The following is a 20,990-nucleotide window of genomic DNA, read 5'->3' on the forward strand; positions in this document are numbered from 1 at the left end:
GATATATCGTATGGCATCAAACAAAAAATATTGGAAAAGTGAAGCGGAGTTGAATCCGAACGATTCCATTGTTGAGGCGCTAAAAAACAACGAGTTTACCGAAGAGATTCCCGTTGATGAATTTTTGGGCGACAAGGAAAACCTGTCTTCCTCGAACACATCCCGTAGGGATTTCTTGAAATATGTAGGTTTCAGTACGGCAGCAGCTACAGTTGCGGCTTGTGAGGGCCCTGTTCATAAATCCATTCCTTATGTGGTACAGCCGGACAGTATTGTTCCCGGTGTGGCCAATTACTATGCCACTACCATTGCGGACGGTTTTGATTTTGCCAGCATCTTGGTGAAGACTAGGGAAGGAAGGCCCATCAAAATTGAAAACAATACCGACGCCAAGGTTAACGGAGGTGCCAATGCTAGAGTGCAGGCTTCTGTTTTAACATTGTACGATAGCAAAAGGGTTCAAGGACCAATGGCCAATGGTGAGCCTGTGGAGTGGAAGGTGTTGGATGCAACGGTTAAGGCTAAGTTGAATGCCTTGAAAGATTCCAGTAAGCAGGTGGTTTTATTGACGCAGTCTTATGCCAGTCCCTCAACTGCAAAATTGATATCTGAGTTTAAGGCGGCTTACGGAGAAAATGTGAACCATGTGGTTTACGATGCCATTTCCGAAGATGCTGCATTGAATGCGTACCAAAAAGCTTACGGTGAACGTGCCTTGGCCGATTACGATTTTGAGAAAGCTGGTCTGATTGTTTCTTTCGGAGCGGATTTTCTTGGTGATTGGCAAGGTGGAGGTTACGATTCTGGCTATGCCAAAGGACGTGTTCCCAAAAATGGAAAAATGTCCAGGCACGTGCAGTTGGAAGCTAATATGTCTTTGACCGGTGCCAATGCCGATAAGAGATATCCGATGACGCCTACACAGCAAAAAATTGCCCTTGCCAAATTGTACGGCAAGTTAAATGGCAGCAGTGTTGGCGGCGGAACTTCCGATGTTGACGAAGCTGTTGAGAAGGTTGCGGCCGAAATCAAAAAGGCAGGTAGTAAAGCAGTTGTGGTCAGCGGTCTTCATGACGAGAATGCACAGACTGTTGTGTTGGCCATTAACAAATTGTTGGCCAGTGAAGCTTTCGACCCGGAAAAACCAAAATATGTTCGTCAGGGCGATGCTGCAAAAGTGGCCAAATTGGTTGCTGATATGAATGCAGGTCGTGTTGGTGCATTGATTATGGACGGGGTTAACCCAGCGTATACATTGCCTAACGCGGAAGAGTTCCTTTCAGGGCTTGAGCAGGTAGATGTTTCGGTTGACTTTGCTTATACCAACGATGAAACGGCACAAGCGTCCAGTTATGTGGCTGCAGCTTCACATTACTTGGAGTCTTGGGGTGATGCCGAATTTAAAAAAGGACAATACAGCTTGATGCAACCTGCCATTCGTGAATTGTTTGATACAAAACAATTTCAAACAGCGCTTTTGACATGGATGGGTATCGAGAAAACATACTACGAATACATCAAGGAAACCTGGAGTACAGATGTGCTTCAAGGTGGATCTTGGAACCAAGCATTACAAGATGGTGTGTTCGCTTCACCTACGGTGGCTATTGAAGATGCTGAGGCAACAACTACTGCTGAATCAGAAGAAGAGGAGCCTGAAATAGTTCCGATTGCCTCTGCAATCCGTTCTTTGGTGAATTCAACAAATCCAGGCACTGAGTTGGTGCTATATTCCAAAGTTGGGATGGGTGATGGTCGTCAGGCCAATAACCCATGGTTGCAAGAGTTCCCCGATCCTATTTCTAGGGTGTCTTGGGACAATTATGTAACGGTTTCCAAAGCTGATGCTGAATCTTGGGGGCTTGAAAATACAATTGAGGCCGATGGTGGTGTTAATGGTAGCTACGTGAAATTGACCGTGGATGGTAAAGTGTTGGAGAATGTTCCGGTAATCATCCAGCCAGGTCAGGCAATAGGTACTGTGGGGCTATCTTTCGGTTATGGTAAAAAAGCCGGAATACAAGAGGAGATGGCAACAGGGGTTAATGCCTATACTTTGTATGGCAATTTCTCCAATGTTCAGTCCGTAATTGTTGAAAAATCGGCTGGAGTGCACGAGTTCGCTTGTATTCAATCACATAAAACATTGATGGGTAGAGGGGATATCATCAAGGAAACCACCTTGGAAATCTTCAATACCAAAGACCATGCGGAGTGGAACCCAATGCCTCACGTATCATTGAATCACCAAGAAATTCCGGTGACTTCGCCAGATGCGGACCTTTGGGAGGAATTTGATAGGAGTATTGGACATCACTTTAATTTGTCCATCGACTTAAATGCATGTACCGGATGTGGTGCCTGTGTTATAGCATGTCATGCAGAGAACAACGTTCCAGTGGTTGGAAAACTCGAAATGCGTCGTTCCAGAGATATGCACTGGTTGCGAATCGATAGATATTATTCTTCAGAAGAAACCTTTGAGGAGGACAACGAGAAGAAAGAAAATATGGATGGCCTTTGGGGAGATAAAGGTTCTCTTGGAGGATTCAGGGAGATGGAAGACCCATCTGCCAACCCACAAGTGGCTTTCCAACCTGTAATGTGCCAGCACTGTAACCACGCACCCTGTGAAACCGTTTGCCCGGTTGCTGCCACATCTCATGGAAGACAAGGTCAAAACCACATGGCTTATAACCGTTGCGTGGGTACAAGATATTGTGCCAACAACTGTCCATATAAAGTTCGTAGGTTCAACTGGTTCTTGTACAACAACAACGACGAGTTCGACTTTAACATGAACAATGATTTGGGTAAAATGGTAATCAACCCAGATGTTAACGTACGTTCAAGGGGTGTTATGGAAAAATGTTCCATGTGTATCCAAATGACCCAAAAAACTATTTTGGATGCGAAGAGGGATGGAAGAGTTATCAAAGATGGTGAGTTCCAAACAGCTTGTTCGGCTGCATGTAGCAGTGGGGCAATGGTATTTGGAGACATCAATGACCATGACAGTAAAGTGGCAGCGTTGAAAGAAGATGATAGAATGTACCATTTGTTGGAACATGTGGGAACAAAACCAAACGTGTTCTATCATGTGAAAGTTAGAAACACCAACGAGGCTTAATCAATAAAAAAAGAAGTAACTAGAAGATAAATTATGGCGTCGCATTACGAAGCACCTATTCGAAAGCCCTTAGTGGTCGGAGACAAAGGATACCACGATGTAACAGTGGACATTGCCCGTCCGGTTGAGGGAAAGGCCAATAAACAATGGTGGATTGTATTCTCCATTGCATTAGTGGCATTCCTCTGGGGTCTAGGATGTATCATTTATACCGTTTCCACGGGTATTGGGGTTTGGGGTCTTAACCGAACCGTAAACTGGGCCTGGGATATCACCAACTTTGTATGGTGGGTAGGTATTGGTCACGCAGGGACACTTATTTCGGCTGTACTCTTGCTTTTCCGTCAAAAATGGAGAATGGCGATTAACCGTTCTGCCGAGGCGATGACCATTTTCTCGGTAATTCAGGCAGGTTTGTTCCCGATTATCCACATGGGACGTCCATGGTTGGGCTACTGGGTGCTTCCCATCCCTAACCAATTCGGTTCGCTTTGGGTAAACTTTAACTCGCCCTTGCTTTGGGACGTGTTTGCGATTTCAACCTATCTTTCGGTATCATTGGTATTCTGGTGGACAGGACTGTTGCCTGATTTTGCCATGATTCGTGATAGAGCCGTAAAACCATTCCAAAAGAAAATATACAGTCTGTTGAGCTTTGGTTGGACAGGACGTGCAAAGGATTGGCAACGTTTTGAAGAGGTTTCCTTGGTATTGGCCGGTTTGGCCACACCTTTGGTGCTTTCGGTACACACCATTGTATCCTTTGACTTTGCTACCTCGGTAATTCCGGGATGGCACACCACCATTTTCCCACCGTACTTTGTTGCTGGTGCGATTTTCTCTGGATTTGCCATGGTGAACACACTTTTGATCATAATGCGTAAAGTGTGCAGCCTTGAAGCCTATATCACCGTACAGCATATCGAATTGATGAACATTGTGATTATGATTACAGGTTCCATTGTAGGATGTGCCTATATCACGGAGTTGTTCATTGCGTGGTATTCCGGTGTGGAATACGAGCAGTACGCCTTCTTGAACAGGGCTACAGGACCTTATTGGTGGGCTTACTGGTCCATGATGACCTGTAACGTGTTCTCTCCACAGTTTATGTGGTTCAAAAAATTGCGTACCAGCATCATGTTCTCCTTCTTTATCTCTATTGTGGTGAACATAGGTATGTGGTTCGAGCGCTTTGTAATCATCGTAACCTCATTGCACAGGGATTACTTGCCATCTTCTTGGACCATGTTCTCCCCAACTTTTGTGGATATCGGAATTTTTGTCGGAACCATCGGTTTCTTCTTTGTACTGTTCCTTTTGTACTCAAGAACATTCCCTGTAATTGCTCAAGCGGAGGTAAAATCAATCTTGAAATCATCAGGGGAGAAATACAAAAAACTAAGGGATGCAGGAAAGCCTTTGTATCAAATGCCACAAGGTGTAAACAAGGTGGTCCGCTATGATGAGCCCATTACTGATGATGTTTTGATGGGCGAGCCCAAACCAACGGTTGGCGATAAAGTAGGAGTTTCTGAATTGTTGAGCGCTATCGGAACTTTTGATTCGGCAACAGAAACCCCCGACGATTTGAAAAAAATAAAAGGTGTAGGTCCGGAAATGGAGCGTACCTTGAACGAGATAGGAATTTTCACCTATGCACAGGTCGCTAGAATGACTGAAAAAGAGTATGATTTGCTGGACTCCATTACAGGAAGATTCCCAGGCCGTGCGCAGCGCGATGATTGGGCGGGTCAAGCAAAGTTGTTAAACGATAAAAAATAATTATGGCATCAAAAGTTATACAAGCACTTTACAACGATGACGATGTGTTGATGCATGCCGTAAAAAAGGTTAGGGCAGAGCACCATCATATTGAGGAAGTGTACACTCCGTTTCCTGTTCACGGTCTGGACAAGGCGATGGGACTGGCGGATACCCGAATAGCTATTACCTCTTTCCTATACGGATGTTTGGGGTTGACGGTTGCCGTAGTTATGATGAACTATATCATGATCGAGGATTGGCCACAGGATATCGGTGGTAAGCCAAGCTTTAGCTACTTGGAAAACATGCCGGCCTTTGTTCCGATTATGTTCGAGCTTACGGTTTTCTTTGCGGCCCACTTAATGGTGATTACTTTTTACCTAAGAAGTAGAATGTGGCCGTTTAAAAAAGCAGAAAATCCCGATAAACGTACGACCGACGACCACTTTTTAATGGAAATTGGGTTGCACGATAACGAAAATGAACTTGCCGATTTGTTGTGGGAAACAGGTGCGGTAGAAGTAAAAGTTACAGAAAAGGAGTCTTAATAATATGAAGCAATTAGGTAAAATAAGTGTTGCTTTGGTCTTGGCGATGTTCGCAGCCTCTTGCGCGGATAAGAGCAGTCCAAACTACCAATTCATGCCAAACATGTACGAACCTGTAGGATATGAGACCTATCAAGGTGTGGACAATGGGTTGTTCCCCGATGGAACAGAGGCCCTATTGCCACCAGAAGGTACTATCTCCAGAGGATACATGCCCTATGAGTTTGAAAACACTCCGGAAGGTAAAGAACTAGCAAGATTGAACACAAGCCCTTTGGATTCCCTAAAACAAGAAGAGAACTTGGCAAAAGGAGCAGAGCTTTATGCAATTTATTGTGCCGTATGCCATGGATCAAAAGGGGATGGGCAAGGCAATCTTGTGAAGAGAGAAAAAATATTGGGTGTTCCCAGCTATGATGACGTAGCTAGAGATATTACTGTTGGAACCACATATCACGCGATTTATTACGGATTGAACTCCATGGGCTCATACGCCTCTCAGTTCGCCAGTGAAGAAGAGATGTGGCAAGTGTCCGAATATGTAATGAAGTTAAAGGAAGACCTAACAAAATAATAGGATAAGAAGAAACTATGTACACCTTTTCAAACAAACTTAGAATAGGATCTTTCATAGCCATGGGGCTTGGATTTATATTCCTTGTAATTGGTTTTATGTCTGCCCCATCAACTGTAGAAGAGGCCAAGGCCATTGTAGCAGTACATGACGATGGTCATGGTGGAGGGCATGCAGAGGAAGCAACCAACAGCCATGGTGAAGAACAAGGTCACGGTGCAGAAGCTTCGCACGGGGAAGAGCACGACGCTTCCCACGACACACATTTATTGCACCAATTGCAAAACAGACCATGGTCTGCACTATACGTAGCTGCATTCTTTTTCTTTATGATATCATTGGGCGTTTTGGCCTTCTACGCCATACAGCGCGCCGCACAAGCAGGTTGGTCCCCATTGCTCTTTAGGGTCATGGAAGGGATTACAGCTTATCTGGTTCCAGGTGGAATCATTGTATTTGTGATTTTATTGCTGTCCACATTGCACATGAACCACATGTTTGTATGGATGGACCCCGAAGTAGTGGCCCACGATAAATTGCTGCAAGGTAAAGCAGGGTATTTGAACCCGACCTTCTTTTTGATAAGAGCGGCCATATTCTTGGGTGGATGGATTTTTTACCGTCAATATTCAAGAAAACTGTCCTTGGCACAGGATGAGTCCGATGATAACAGCAACTTTGTAAAAAACTTTAGATGGTCCGCTGGTTTCTTGGTATTCTATTTGGTAACCGAATCCATGATGTCCTGGGACTGGATTATGAGTGTAGATCCACACTGGTTCAGTACCCTGTTCGGGTGGTATGTGTTTGCCAGTATGTTCGTTTCGGGCATTACAGTAATTGCAATGGTAACCGTTTACCTAAAATCAAAAGGATACTTGGAAGATGTAAACGACAGCCATATCCACGATTTGGCCAAGTTTATGTTCGGTATCAGTATCTTCTGGGCCTACCTTTGGTTCGCCCAGTTTATGTTGATTTGGTATGCGGATATACCAGAAGAGGTAACCTATTTCGTGGCAAGGATTCAAGATTATAACTTGCCATTCTTTGGAATGCTGGCCTTGAACTTTATATTCCCATTGTTGGTACTTATGAACAGCGATTACAAAAGAATTAACTGGTTTGTTATCATGACCGGTATTGTGCTGTTATTTGGCCACTATATGGATATATTTAATATGATAATGCCTGCAACGGTTGGCGACCAATGGTATATTGGATTGCCAGAGATTGGTGGTATTTTGTTCTTCGGAGGTTTGTTTGTGTTCTGGGTGTTCACAGCTTTGACCAAGGCACCATTGCAGCCCAAACGAAACCCATTCATTGAGGAGAGTAGACATTTTCATTATTAATACAATACGATTTAAGTCTTAGATAGATATACGATGACTGCATTATTAACATTAACTGTTTTAGTACTGGTTGCGATTGCAATTTGGCAGATGACCAAGATTTTTGAACTATCGCAAACTAGAACAGAGTACGATGAGATTGCGAACGATTCCGATAACAAAAATAACGGCTACCTATTATTCGCCTTCCTGATTTTTATTTACGGAATAACTATTTTCAGTTTTGCCAAGTATTATAAGATGCTTTTGCCCGAGGCTGCATCCGAACACGGGGCAGATTACGACCAATTGATGTGGGTCTCTTTCGCAATTATATTCTTTGTTCAAACCATAACCCAAGCTTTGCTCCATTATTTTGGATATAAGTATAGGGGACAAAAAGGTAGAAAAGCACTTTTCTTTGCCGATAACGACAGATTGGAGTTTATCTGGACCATTATTCCAGTAATTGTACTGGCAGGTCTGATTCTTTGGGGACTGTACACTTGGACCAATATCATGGACATCAATGAAGACGATGATCCGTTGGTGGTGGAACTTTACGCACAACAATTTAACTGGACTGCCAGATACGGTGGGGACGACAACGTTCTTGGTGAAGCCAATGTTCGTTTGATCGATATTGCCAATGCCAATGTACTTGGTTTGGATGAGTCCGACCCCAACGCAGAAGATGACATTATTGTAAAAGAATTGCACTTGCCCGTAGGTAGAAAAGTAAACTTTAAAATGAGGTCACAAGATGTACTGCACTCGGCATACATGCCCCACTTTAGAGCACAAATGAACTGTGTACCAGGTATGATTACCCAGTTCTCTTTTACGCCAACAGTTACAACAGAGGAAATGCGTTTAAACCCAGATGTTGTGGACAAGGTAAAAAGAACCAATGCCATTAGGGCACAAAAAGCAGCAGAAGGGATTCCAAATAACGACCCATGGGAGTTCGATTACATATTGCTGTGCAACAAAATATGCGGAAAATCCCATTATAACATGCAGATGAAGATTATAGTGGAAACCGAGGAAGAGTTCAATAAATGGCTTGCTGAACAGAAAACCTTTAAAGAAACTGTTATGGTCGATGACACGGAGCAAGTACTTAACTTGGAAGATGATGCTGATATCGAATTGAGCGAAACAGCTTCGGTAGAATAACAAACAAAAGAGAATAACGAAAAAAATTAATTGGAATATGTCTGAAGTAGCCCATGTAAATCACGATGATCACCACGATGATCACGGACATCACCATAAGGAAACCTTCATAACAAAATATATTTTCAGTCAGGACCACAAGATGATATCCAAGCAATATCTCATTACGGGTCTGATCATGGGATTCATAGGTATAGCCATGTCATTGTTGTTCAGAATGCAATTGGCTTGGCCGGGCGAGTCCTTTGGAATTTTTGAAGCTGTTTTGGGCAAATGGGCCCCAGACGGTGTAATGGATGCCGATATCTATTTGGCATTGGTTACCATTCACGGTACATTAATGGTGTTCTTTGTATTAACGCAGGGATTGAGTGGTACCTTCAGTAACCTGTTGATTCCATTGCAAATCGGTGCCAGGGATATGGCATCAGGATTCATGAACATGGTTTCTTACTGGATGTTCTTCGTATCCTCTGTGATCATGATTATTTCATTGTTCGTGGAAGCAGGACCTGCTGCTGCAGGTTGGACCATCTATCCACCCTTGAGTGCACTACCAATGGCCCAACCAGGTTCTGGTATGGGTATGACACTTTGGTTGGTGTCCATGGCAATTTTCATCGCATCTTCTTTGTTGGGATCGTTGAACTACATTGTTACAGTAATCAACCTAAGAACAAAGGGAATGTCCATGACACGTTTACCTTTGACAATCTGGGCATTTTTTGTAACCGCTATTATCGGTGTGGTTTCTTTCCCAGTATTGTTATCGGCAGCCTTGCTGTTGATTATGGACAGAAGCTTCGGTACATCTTTCTTCCTATCGGATATCTTTATCCAAGGTGAAGTATTGCATTACCAAGGAGGTTCCCCGGTATTGTACGAGCACTTGTTCTGGTTCTTGGGCCACCCCGAGGTATATATCGTATTGTTGCCAGCTTTGGGTATTACATCCGAAGTAATGTCAACCAACGCAAGAAAACCGATTTTTGGATATAGGGCGATGGTGGCATCCATCTTGGCGATTGCATTCCTGTCTACAATTGTATGGGGACACCACATGTTCGTATCCGGTATGAACCCATTTTTGGGATCTGTATTTACATTTACAACCCTTTTGATCGCGATTCCATCAGCAGTAAAAGCATTTAACTATATCACGACCCTTTGGAAGGGCAACCTGCAGTTGAACCCTGCAATGTTGTTCTCCATTGGATTGGTGTCAACCTTCATTACAGGTGGTCTTACGGGGATTATTTTGGGAGATAGTACTTTGGATATCAACGTTCACGATACCTACTTCGTTGTAGCTCACTTCCACTTGGTAATGGGTATTTCGGCCTTGTACGGTATGTTCGCTGGTATTTATCACTGGTTCCCGAAAATGTTCCAAGGACGAATGATGAACAAGAACTTGGGTTACGTCCACTTTTGGATTACCGCAGTCTGTGCCTACGGGGTATTCTTCCCCATGCACTTTGTGGGAATGGCCGGTGTGCCACGTCGTTACTACGAGAATACTGCATTCCCGATGTTCGATGAGTTGACAAACGTCCAAGTATTGATGACCGTATTTGCACTTATTGCAGGTCTGGCGCAGCTGATATTCGTTTACAACTTTATCTCAAGTATTTTCTACGGTAAAAAAGGACCAATTAACCCTTGGAGTTCAAACACCCTGGAATGGACAACCCCTCAAGAGCACATCCACGGAAACTGGCCGGGGGAAATTCCACACGTTTATCGTTGGGCTTACGATTACAGTAAAACTTATGAGAATGGTGAGTACATTATTGCAGGGCAGGATTTTGTTCCGCAAAACGTTCCACTTCAAGAGAACGAAGAAGAACTCAACCATTAAGAGTACATTTATATTAGTGAGAAGGCCCGTCCGTTTTTGGATGGGCTTTTTTTGTTGGAATAGATTTTGAAGTGAATTGCATATCTTTAAAAAGCATTTTCCTTCATCAAAAAGAGAACCATCATGAAAAAGTTACTTATCCTACTGTTGATATTGACCCCGATACTTTCCATTGCTCAGCGTAAACCCAAAATAAAAGGTAGTAGAATCGTTACTGAAATAAGCGAGGAACTTCCACCCTTTACTGCCATTATGTTGAATGATGACCTTGAAATCACACTGAATAAAGCGTTGGGGCCAGGCTATCACCTTATCGCGGATGATAATTTGATCGATATACTAAAATTTGAAGTGGAAGAGGGTACTTTAGTAATCAGTTCTTACTACAATATCACAGCCAAAAAAGAATTGCAAATAACCGTTAACTATACCGAGCTACAAGCAATCACCTTAAAAAATGGTAGTATTCTCTCCAAGGATGTAATTCAATCCAACGAATTGTTTGTGGATGGGTTCAACAATACCAAACTCGATATAAAGGCCAATGCAGCCGTAATGGATATAAATCTGGAAGATACGAGCAGCGGAGATTTTCATGTGGAAGTAGATTCTTTGAATATTAACCTGAACAAAAGGGCGCAAGCCTATGTTTATGCCCAACTCAATACTGGCGAATTGGACCTCGAGGGCAATTCCTCTCTGACCATGGAGGGCACATCCGAACGATTACAGGCCAATTTACTGGAATCTGCCAAGTACAGGGGCGAAAGTATGCAAATAGGCTCCTGTGAACTTAAGATTACCGGTAATGCCAATGCAAGGGTGTATGCATTTGGCGACATTAATATCAACTCCACGGGAAATGCCGGTATTTACCTCTACGGAACCCCGAAGATTACCATAGAGGAGTTTTTGGACACTTCCCAACTCATCAAAAAACAAGAGTGACGCTTACTTTGTAATTGGGGCGGTTAGGCAATGTTCGGGAATGCCAAAACCATCCACCAAGACCTCTATGTGTGGTCTAAGCTCTGTGGATAAACGTTCCACCCGTTGCCGGATTGCTTTTGATTTTGTTCCGCCGATATACCCCTGTTCCAAAAACCATTTGGCATCCTTGTTAATTTGATCTAGTGCGTAAAGGCAACCTACCTTCTCCAGTAATGCACGGTATTTTAAATCTTCTATTTGTTGATAGTGGTCACAGAAGATGTTGTAAGCCAATTCCACACTATAGGCTTTTCCCAAGGCCAATAAATGGGTCTGTACCTTTAAGAAAGCTTGATACGATGGAATCCCTTTTTTGATATAGTTTCGAATCCGCATCGCCAAGGTATAGGTCAATCTTCGGGTACGATAATCAAAAGCGTGTCTGTGGAACTTCGGGTTGTACAGATGCTTCGCGTCAACTTTGTTGGAGTACAACGGGTTAATGGCGGTCAGTTTATCCGAAAGCTGGGTTTGCAAAAGTTTTAATACCGATGCAAAACCAGCACTGTTGAACTCTGCCCTAAAATCGGAAAGAATACCCTTGGCCGCCAGTTGCAACAATACGGTGTTGTCACCTTCAAATGTGGTAAAAATATCCACATCGCCCTTTAAATCGGCAATTCGGTTCTCCAATAAATACCCTTTCCCACCGCAAGCCTCTCTGCATTCTTGAATGGTCTCATTGGCAAACCAAGTGATTATGGATTTTAAGCCTGCCACTTGGGTCTCAATCTTTCTTTTGTCAGGTTGGGAATAATCACTGTAACGCTTCATCATCTCTTCCAAGGTAAAATGATACACATAAGCGCCAGCAATGGCAGGGGTCAGCCTTAGTTGATGCGTGGGGTAGTCCATGATCAAATCTTCCTGGACCTTTACATTATCATTGAACTGCCTGCGGTTAAGGGCGTATTTTACAGCGATGGACAAGGCCATTTTGCTACCTCCAAGGGCGCCACGGGCCACACAAATGCGTCCGCCTACCAAAGTGCCCAGCATGGTAAAAAATCGCTTGTTCGGATTTTTTATGGATGAAGCATAGGTGCCATCTTCCTGTATTTCACCATACTTGTTCAGTAGATTCTCTCGCGGGACCTTTACATTGTTGAACCAGATTTTTCCATTGTCCACCCCGTTCAAACCCAATTTATATCCATTGTCCTTAACGGAGACTCCTTCCAGTTCTTCATGGTTTTCATTTCTTAACGGAACCAAAATAGCATGTACGCCCTCATTTTTGCCGTTTACGATTAATTGGGCAAAAACCGTAGCTATTTTAGAATGTATGGCATTGCCAATGTATTCTTTGTTGTCGTTTTTACCTGGCGTGTGAATAATGATGGAGTCCGAGGATTTTTCATAAGTAGCGGTGGTTTTGATACCTCGGACATTGGAACCATGTCCGGTTTCCGTCATGGCAAAACACCCTAGCAACTTGGTTGTTCCTGCATCGGTCAAATATTCGTCGTGATGTTTTTTTGTACCCAATTTTTGGATGCTTCCACCGAAAAGCCCAAACTGAACACCAAATTTTACGGCCAAACTACCATCCACAAACATTAAATGTTCAAAAATAGCTGCGTAGGCAGGCATGTCTCCAGTACCGCCATATTCAGGTGGGTAGGCCATGGCACCATACCCTGCTTCTCCCAAAAGCTGAACTTGTTGCAAAATCCTGTTCCTAAAATCTTCTTTGTTTCTTAAAACCTGCCACGAAAAGTCAGGCTTGTCCAAAAAACTCCTGAACCTATCAACCACACGAGCATGTTCTCCCTTTAAGATTTCATCCAGAATGTTAGCGTCATATTCACTGGAAGTTTTTTCATGCACTACCTCCACATCAAACAGGTGATTGTAATGGTTTGGCTGTATGCCCAAATGGACTTCAATATGTTTTAAATGATCGTTCAGATTTTCACTATTAACCAATCGTTGACTAAGTGAAGAAAGGGGGTAGGTGTCGCTTTCGATCAATCTTACCTTGGAATTTGCAATGGTCTGTTTCCAGTTCTTGATTTCATCATCAAAAGGAGGGGTATCCCTTTTTAGCCATCTCCTTAATTGATGTTTTTCATCCACATTCAAAGATGTATCCAGTTCGATTACTTTTTGTACGACCGAAATTTCTGAAGCGGACAGCAAATCATCGGACCAAATCACATAGAAAAAAGGGATGTATTGTAGAATTCCAATGGAATAATCTGTGACGATCATATAAAGGTGTGTTGATGCATTTATACTTTTCTAAGGTAAGGTTTAGATTTTTAAGTACCATCCCTACGGGTATTTTTGTGAATATGGTTTTAGGTGGATAGGGTTTTCAGTTATATTTGTTGAACTATGAACGAGAATTTAGATCCAACAGGCGAAAATCTTTCTCCGGAAGAATTCGATATAGAAAGAGCCTTACGGCCCGTTAGTTTTGATGACTTTACCGGGCAGGCTCGCGTATTGGAAAATCTCAAGATTTTTGTGCAAGCAGCCAACCTAAGGGGCGAAGCCTTGGACCATACACTTTTTCATGGCCCTCCAGGGCTGGGCAAGACTACCTTGGCCCATATTTTGGCCAACGAACTTGGGGTAAACATAAAAGTTACCTCTGGCCCTGTGCTGGACAAACCGGGAGACTTGGCTGGACTGTTGACCAATTTGGAAGAACGCGACGTACTTTTTATTGATGAAATCCATAGGTTGAGTCCCATTGTGGAGGAGTATTTGTATTCCGCCATGGAAGATTATAAGATTGACATCATGATTGAATCGGGTCCCAACGCCCGTACCGTTCAGATTAACCTTAGTCCGTTTACCTTGATAGGGGCTACTACTAGATCTGGATTGCTTACCGCGCCCATGCGGGCAAGATTCGGCATTCAGAGCCGGTTGGAATACTACCATACAGAGCTGTTGTCCACCATTGTGGAACGTAGTGCGGAAATACTTAAGGTGCCCATCACCAACGATGCAGCCATAGAAATTGCCGGACGAAGCAGGGGAACTCCCAGAATATGCAATGCACTATTGCGCAGGGTTCGGGATTTTGCACAGATCAAGGGCAATGGAAACATTGATCTTGAAATCTCCCAATTTGGACTTAAGGCCCTAAATGTGGATGCCCATGGTCTGGATGAAATGGACAACAAAATTTTGACGACCATCATAGATAAGTTTAAAGGAGGTCCCGTTGGGATAACTACTTTGGCAACGGCGGTGTCAGAAAGTGCGGAAACCTTGGAAGAAGTGTACGAACCTTTTTTAATACAACAAGGTTTTATAATGCGCACCCCAAGAGGACGCGAAGTAACTGAACTTGCCTATACCCATTTGGGGAAGGTAAAGGGCGGTACTCAGGGTGGTTTGTTTTAACCCCTTTAACCTATATAAAAATTCTTAGTGAAAAGAACCCTATTGTTCCATAACTTTTTGTATTTTAATAGGCTTCTTTGATTATAAGGGCTTTATTTTTTTGGATACATGGCCCTGCCCTATATAACCATGGATGATATACACTGAACCTCCCAAATATTTACCATTAAAGCTGTATGCTAGTGGTGAAATTATAGGGAACAATGAAGAAACACTCTAAAAAAAACAATGTCCCCAAAAAGGGAGATTTCCAATCCTTATCTCTGCAAATAAGAAGATTGTGCATGCAAATAGGTATTTGCATGGGGTTGATCATTGTTTTGGCATTTGCTGTTCTTATGGCAGGGTTTGGATTCGGGGCGAATGATCATCATGTGGAGTTCCCCGACGATGTGTATTACATGGACTATAATGTGAACAATCTCCCATTTTCTGAAAAAAATGAAGAAATCAAGTTGGGTTTCGATATTTTCAGAAATACCTCGCTTCACATAGGTCCCAAACAAAAGGATTCTTCAAAAGTATTTGCACAAAACAATTTGGCTTGTGCCAGTTGTCATTTAAACGGTGGCACCAAGCCCTATGCAGCTCCTTTGATCGGAGTTATTAAACGCTTTCCTCAGTTTCGCGGGCGCGAAAACAAAATGGGAACCATTGAAGAACGCATCAATGGATGCATGGAACGAAGTATGAATGGCAGAACGATGCCGGAATCCAGCGTTGAAATGCAAGCCCTTATTACTTATATGGATTGGTTGGGCAGAGCAGCCCCATCAAACGGTAAAATAGAAGGGCAAGGCTTTTTAAAAGTTGAAATTCCCAATAGAGCCGTTGATCTAGACCATGGGCAAAGAGTTTTTGAAAATACCTGTGTGGAATGCCATGGCGCTGATGGTCAAGGACAGCTTTTGGCGGAAAACGATCAATACCTATATCCTCCTTTGTGGGGGGGCGATTCTTATAACGATGGCGCCGGAATGACCCGCGTAATCACTGCGGCCCAGTTTATAAAGGGCAATATGCCTTTTGGCACCACCTTTGACAATCCCATACTTACCGATGAGGAGGCCTATGATGTAGCAGGTTACATCAACCAAAAACTCCGACCAACAAAGCCCAATAGAGAGGTAGACTTCCCCGACCTGGTCAAAAAACCCGTATCCACTCCCTATGGTCCCTACCTGGACCCTTTTTCTGAAGAACAACATCAGTTAGGACCTTTCCAGCCTATTATGGAATATTACCAAAAAGAATATCTATTAAGTAAATCCAAATAAACACTAGTAACAATGAAAACAACAACAAGAAGGAACTTTATGGGAGCGATGATGCTGGGTGCCACTGCATCCACATTGTCGGCTTTTACCAATCCTGCTTTTGCGGGAATGACGGATTTTGCACATTCAGAAATGAATGATGCAGAGGCTTGGATGAAAACAATAAAAGGAAAACATCGTATTGTTTATGATGGTTCCTATCCACACAGCGGTTTTCCCATTATATGGAACTGGGCCTATTACCTGTCAAACAATGAAATGGGCTCTACCGACGATGAAATTACGGCGATGACCGTTCTAAGACACGATGCCATTCCATTTGCATTGCACGATGATCTTTGGAAAGCATACCCACTGGGTGAAATGTTTCATGTTAAAAAAGCCGATGGTACAGTATATGATCGCAATCCATACTACGAACCGCAGGAGGGCGATTTTCCGTTGCCGGTTATTCAAGGAATCAAAGATTTGATGGATAGAGGGGCTATGTTCTGCGTGTGCAATCTGGCACTAAATGTATACAGTGGTGCAGTTGCACAACAAATGGGCAAGGACCCGAACGAAGTTTACGAAGAGTGGAAGGCAGCTGTTTTGCCCGAAATTCAGATTGTTCCCTCCGGGGTTTGGGCACTGGGTAGGGCCCAAGAAGAAGGCTGTGGATACATTTTTGCAGGAAATACGATTTAAAAGATGAAAAACATACTTTTATTTTTAGTGATAATGGTGTCAGGATTGACCTTGGCACAGAACGAACCCATCAAAGTAGTATTTGATGTAACCAGCAGTAATCCCGAAGTACATAGAACAGCGGCCAAGCATTTGAGATTGATGGCTGAAGCTTATCCGGAATCGGAGTTTGAATTGGTGGTTTACAGCGGAGCCTTTAAAATGGTGGATAAAAAATCATCTGTGGCCGGTGAAACCTTGTCAACTGTAGTCAATAGGGATAATGTGTCCATAGTGATTTGTGAACAGACCATGAAAAAGCATAAAATGACCATGGACGACCTTATTCCCGGAGTAGGTTCCGTGCCCGACGGCATTTATGAGTTGGTCATAAAGCAAAAACAAGGCTGGGGCTATATTAAAGAAGCGCAGTAATCAACTTGTTTTTAGTGGATATAAACCGAGGGAAGACCACCTCGGTTTTTCTTTGTCAGGCTGAGCGCAGTCGAAGCCATGAGCAGATAAAGCCCTATATTTGGTTTCCCATGTACACCTACTACGTTTATATACTAAAATGTTGTGATGGCTCATATTATACTGGAATCACAAACAATATTGCCATTCGACTTGCCCAACATCAGCATGGAATTGATAAGTATTGCTATACCTATAAAAGTAGACCGCTGACATTAAAGTTTCAACAAGAGTTCAATGATGTTTTACAGGCTATTTATTTTGAGAAAAAAATCAAGGGGTGGACTAGGGCAAAAAAGGTAGCTTTGATAAATGGGGATTACGATATGTTGAAGATTTTATCGGAATGCAGAAATGCAACGCACTTTAAATATCAATCGTTGAACAAATAAGCGCTTCGACTGCGCTCAGCATGACAGATGGGTTCTAAGCAAAAGCATACTAATCTAATAAAAACCGAAGCCAAGCGCCTCGGTTTTTTGTCGTGCGGTGTTTCAAAAGCCGAATTTTTGGAAGAAGAAGCGCCCCGTTTGGAGAAATGGCTCAACCAGAACATGCATGGCGAAATGCAGTACATGGAAAACTATTTTGACAAACGGCTGGACCCAACAAAATTGGTGGAGGGTTCCAAATCGGTCATTTCTTTATTGTTGAATTATTTTCCCTCCAAAGAACAAAACCCGGATTCCTACAAAATCTCCAAATATGCCTATGGCATGGATTATCACTTTGTGATAAAGGACAAACTCAAAAGCCTGCTCCACTTTATTCAAGAAGAAATTGGAGACGTGCATGGGCGGGCCTTTGTGGATTCTGCACCTGTTCTGGACAAAGCTTGGGCAGCCAAAAGTGGTCTGGGTTGGATTGGCAAGCACAGTAACCTGCTTACCCAACAAGTCGGCTCTTTTTATTTTATAGCCGAACTGATTGTAGATTTGGATCTGGAATATGATACCCCCGTAACCGACCATTGCGGAACCTGCACTGCTTGTATAGATGCTTGCCCAACCGATGCCATTGTGCAACCCTATATGGTGGATGGAAGCAAATGCATATCATACCTCACAATTGAATTAAAGAACGAAATCCCCTCCGAATTTGATGGTAAATTGGATGATTGGATGTTTGGTTGCGATGTTTGCCAAGATGTGTGCCCATGGAACCGCTTTTCAAAACCGCATAGCGAACCGCTGTTTAATCCAACCCCAGAATTATTGTCCTACACCAAAAAGGACTGGGAAGAGATTACAGAGGATGTCTTTAAAAAAATCTTCAAAAAATCAGCGGTAAAAAGAACAAAACTGTCCGGCCTTAAACGTAATGTTGACTTTATTAAAAAATAAGTGGACAGCCTTGTTTGATCTTTTGTTCAAATTTATAATGAAAACAAAATCAACGATTTGAAAAACCGTTCGTTTTCTATGTAAGGCACCAATAAAAAATTGATTGTTATAGATGGCCCCATAAAACCTTGGAATACCCTAACTTTACCAATTCATTTTCGACAATATGAGCAAGGAAAAACAAAGAAGGGAAGCGTTACTCTACCACGCAAAACCACAACCGGGAAAAATAAAAATTGTACCAACAAAACCCTATTCCACACAACGGGATTTGGCATTGGCCTATTCTCCAGGGGTGGCCGAACCTTGTCTGGAAATTGAAAAGAACAAGGACGATGTGTACAAGTACACTGCAAAAGGGAATATTGTTGCCATAATCTCCAACGGAACCGCAGTTTTGGGCTTGGGGGATATTGGACCGGAAGCCTCTAAACCCGTTATGGAAGGGAAGAGTTTGCTTTTCAAGATTTTTGCCGATATCGATGGGATTGATATTGAACTTGATACCAAGGATGTGGATAGGTTCATCGAAACCGTTAAGACGATTGCACCAACATTTGGGGGCATCAATTTGGAAGACATCAAGGCCCCCGAAGCATTTGAGATTGAACGTAGATTGAAGGAGGAACTTGATATTCCTGTAATGCACGACGATCAGCACGGAACAGCTATCATTTCCGCCGCCGCTTTGTTGAATGCCTTGGAGATTGCCGATAAAAAAATCGAAGAAGTTAAAATTGTAGTGAGCGGTGCGGGAGCAGCAGCGGTTTCCTGCACAAAACTCTACAAGGCGTTTGGTGCCTTGGCAGAGAATATTGTAATGCTGGATAGTAAGGGAGTGATCCGAAGTGATAGGGAAACCCTGAGCGAAGAGAAAAAAGAATTTGCCACCGATCGGAAGATTGACACTTTGGAAGAGGCCATGAAAGATTCCGATGTGTTCATTGGACTTTCCATTGCCGATATTGTTTCTCCAGAAATGCTGAATTCCATGGCCGAAAACCCCATTGTTTTTGCCATGGCAAACCCTAACCCCGAGATTGAGTACGATTTGGCCATGAAGACCAGGGACGACATTATTATGGCCACAGGCCGTTCCGACCATCCTAACCAGGTGAACAATGTGTTGGGCTTTCCTTTTATTTTTAGAGGGGCTTTGGATGTGCGGGCAACCAAAATCAACGAGGAAATGAAGATGGCCGCAGTAAGGGCCTTGGCCGATTTGACTCGGGAACCAGTACCGGAACAGGTAAATATCGCTTACGATGCCACTAGGTTGACCTTTGGACGTAATTATATCATTCCTAAACCTTTTGATCCCCGTTTGATCACCAAAATTCCGCCTGCTGTGGCCAAAGCGGCCATGGACAGTGGTGTGGCGAAATTCCCTATACAAGATTGGGCAAAGTATGAGGAGGAACTCTACCAAAGATCGGGTAATGACAACAAAGTTGTTCGGTTGCTTCACAATAGGGCCAAAGTCAACCCCAAACGTATAATTTTTGCGGAAGCCGAACTATTGGATGTAATGAAGGCGGCCCAAATTGTGCATGATGAGGGTATTGGCACCCCAATTCTTTTAGGAAATAAGGAAACCATAGAAAATTTAAAGAAGGAACTCGAATTTGATGCCGAAGTACCCATTATAGACCCGCGTTCCGATGAGTTCAGTGATATGAGGACCAAATATGCCCTGAAACTTTGGGAACTGAGAAAAAGAAAAGGAGAGACCAAATATAGTGCTCGGGTAAACATGGGCAAGCGCAATTATTTTGGCGCCATGATGCTCAAGGAAGGGGATGCCGATGGTATGATTTCCGGATACTCAAGATCGTACCCCAAAGTACTTCGACCCGTTTTTGAAGTTTTGGGAAGGGCCAAAAATGTGAAAAATGCGAGTACCGTCAATATTATGATAACGGACAGGGGGCCGCTCTTTTTGGCCGATACCTCTATCAATATTGATCCCAATGCCGAAGAGTTGGCGGAAATTGCCCAGATGACGGCCAATGTGGCCAAAACCTTTGGTTTTAATCCAGTAATGGCATTGCTCTCTTACGCCAACTTTGGCTCATCAAGCCACCCTAATGCGCAAAAGGTAAGGGAAGCTGTGAGAATTCTACATGAAAGAAACCCCGATTTAGTCGTGGATGGTGAAATTCAGACAGATTTTGCATTGGACCCGGAGTTGAGCAACAACAACTTTCCATTCTCCAAAATATCGGGCAAAAAAGTCAATACCTTGGTTTTTCCTAATTTGGAATCGGCCAATATCACCTATAAACTCTTGAAAGGTCTTAATAATGCAGATTCCATTGGGCCGGTAATGGTAGGGTTGACCCGTGCCGCCCATATTTTGCAGTTGGGTGCCAGTGTGGACGAAATGGTGAATATGGCTGCCGTAGCTGTTATAGATGCCCAAGAACGGGAGAAAAGAAAAATAGCGAAAATGCAAGGGGAATAGTCATAAATCAAACCGCTTAA

The 20,990-nt window shown here is 43.2% G+C and carries 16 protein-coding genes; 15 read left to right on the forward strand and 1 reads right to left on the reverse strand.

Annotation, left to right across the window (positions count from 1 at the left end):
- The first annotated feature begins 10 nt into the window (after positions 1–10).
- From MURRU_RS09110 to MURRU_RS09145, 8 genes are all read left to right on the forward strand, one after another.
- Positions 11–3,130, forward strand: coding sequence for a TAT-variant-translocated molybdopterin oxidoreductase (locus tag MURRU_RS09110; protein WP_014033172.1), 3,120 nt, complete (start codon positions 11–13; stop codon positions 3,128–3,130).
- 33 nt (positions 3,131–3,163) lie between these two features.
- Positions 3,164–4,915, forward strand: a complete 1,752-nt coding sequence (nrfD, locus tag MURRU_RS09115; RefSeq protein WP_014033173.1) for an NrfD/PsrC family molybdoenzyme membrane anchor subunit — start codon at positions 3,164–3,166, stop codon at positions 4,913–4,915.
- Positions 4,916–4,917: 2 nt separating this feature from the next.
- Positions 4,918–5,445 carry a DUF3341 domain-containing protein gene (locus tag MURRU_RS09120; RefSeq protein ID WP_014033174.1) on the forward strand — a complete coding sequence of 176 codons (528 nt, stop codon included), beginning with the start codon at positions 4,918–4,920 and terminating at the stop codon, positions 5,443–5,445.
- Positions 5,446–5,449: 4 nt separating this feature from the next.
- A complete protein-coding gene (locus MURRU_RS09125; protein WP_014033175.1) occupies positions 5,450–6,019 on the forward strand; it encodes a c-type cytochrome in 570 nt (189 codons plus the stop codon).
- Positions 6,020–6,036: 17 nt separating this feature from the next.
- Positions 6,037–7,374 (forward strand): hypothetical protein, encoded by a 1,338-nt coding sequence (locus MURRU_RS09130; RefSeq protein WP_014033176.1) that lies wholly within the window; start codon positions 6,037–6,039, stop codon positions 7,372–7,374.
- A 33-nt stretch (positions 7,375–7,407) separates the two neighbouring features.
- Positions 7,408–8,532 (forward strand): cytochrome c oxidase subunit II, encoded by a 1,125-nt coding sequence (locus MURRU_RS09135; RefSeq protein WP_014033177.1) that lies wholly within the window; start codon positions 7,408–7,410, stop codon positions 8,530–8,532.
- Between the two features lie 37 nt (positions 8,533–8,569).
- Entirely contained in the window at positions 8,570–10,393 is a 1,824-nt protein-coding gene (locus MURRU_RS09140) for a cytochrome c oxidase subunit I (RefSeq protein ID WP_014033178.1), read from the forward strand.
- A 123-nt stretch (positions 10,394–10,516) separates the two neighbouring features.
- Positions 10,517–11,341: a GIN domain-containing protein gene (locus MURRU_RS09145; protein WP_014033179.1), complete on the forward strand. Its 825-nt coding sequence runs from the start codon at positions 10,517–10,519 to the stop codon at positions 11,339–11,341.
- Between the two features lie 3 nt (positions 11,342–11,344).
- Here MURRU_RS09145 and MURRU_RS09150 read toward each other — a convergent pair whose 3' ends face one another.
- Entirely contained in the window at positions 11,345–13,597 is a 2,253-nt protein-coding gene (locus MURRU_RS09150; RefSeq protein WP_014033180.1) for an acyl-CoA dehydrogenase family protein, read from the reverse strand.
- Between the two features lie 126 nt (positions 13,598–13,723).
- On the opposite strand from MURRU_RS09150, the gene ruvB reads away from it, so the two are divergent.
- The 7 genes from ruvB to MURRU_RS09185 all read left to right on the forward strand — a co-directional run bounded on the left by ruvB (position 13,724) and on the right by MURRU_RS09185 (position 20,970).
- Positions 13,724–14,746 carry a Holliday junction branch migration DNA helicase RuvB gene (gene ruvB, locus MURRU_RS09155; RefSeq protein ID WP_014033181.1) on the forward strand — a complete coding sequence of 341 codons (1,023 nt, stop codon included), beginning with the start codon at positions 13,724–13,726 and terminating at the stop codon, positions 14,744–14,746.
- Positions 14,747–15,048: 302 nt separating this feature from the next.
- The gene (locus MURRU_RS09160; protein WP_245545029.1) at positions 15,049–16,023 is read left to right on the forward strand and encodes a c-type cytochrome; all 975 of its coding nucleotides are present in this window, start codon (positions 15,049–15,051) and stop codon (positions 16,021–16,023) included.
- Positions 16,024–16,035: 12 nt separating this feature from the next.
- Positions 16,036–16,710 (forward strand): Tat (twin-arginine translocation) pathway signal sequence containing protein, encoded by a 675-nt coding sequence (locus tag MURRU_RS09165; protein WP_014033183.1) that lies wholly within the window; start codon positions 16,036–16,038, stop codon positions 16,708–16,710.
- 3 nt (positions 16,711–16,713) lie between these two features.
- Positions 16,714–17,124, forward strand: a complete 411-nt coding sequence (locus MURRU_RS09170; RefSeq protein ID WP_014033184.1) for a DsrE family protein — start codon at positions 16,714–16,716, stop codon at positions 17,122–17,124.
- 14 nt (positions 17,125–17,138) lie between these two features.
- Positions 17,139–17,555, forward strand: coding sequence for a GIY-YIG nuclease family protein (locus tag MURRU_RS09175; protein ID WP_313777673.1), 417 nt, complete (start codon positions 17,139–17,141; stop codon positions 17,553–17,555).
- 27 nt (positions 17,556–17,582) lie between these two features.
- Positions 17,583–18,506, forward strand: a complete 924-nt coding sequence (queG, locus tag MURRU_RS09180) for a tRNA epoxyqueuosine(34) reductase QueG (protein ID WP_014033186.1) — start codon at positions 17,583–17,585, stop codon at positions 18,504–18,506.
- Positions 18,507–18,672: 166 nt separating this feature from the next.
- Positions 18,673–20,970 (forward strand): NADP-dependent malic enzyme, encoded by a 2,298-nt coding sequence (locus MURRU_RS09185; RefSeq protein ID WP_014033187.1) that lies wholly within the window; start codon positions 18,673–18,675, stop codon positions 20,968–20,970.
- The last annotated feature ends 20 nt before the right edge of the window (positions 20,971–20,990 follow it).

Origin of the sequence: Allomuricauda ruestringensis DSM 13258 (assembly GCF_000224085.1) — a bacterium.
GTDB lineage: Bacteria > Bacteroidota > Bacteroidia > Flavobacteriales > Flavobacteriaceae > Flagellimonas > Flagellimonas ruestringensis.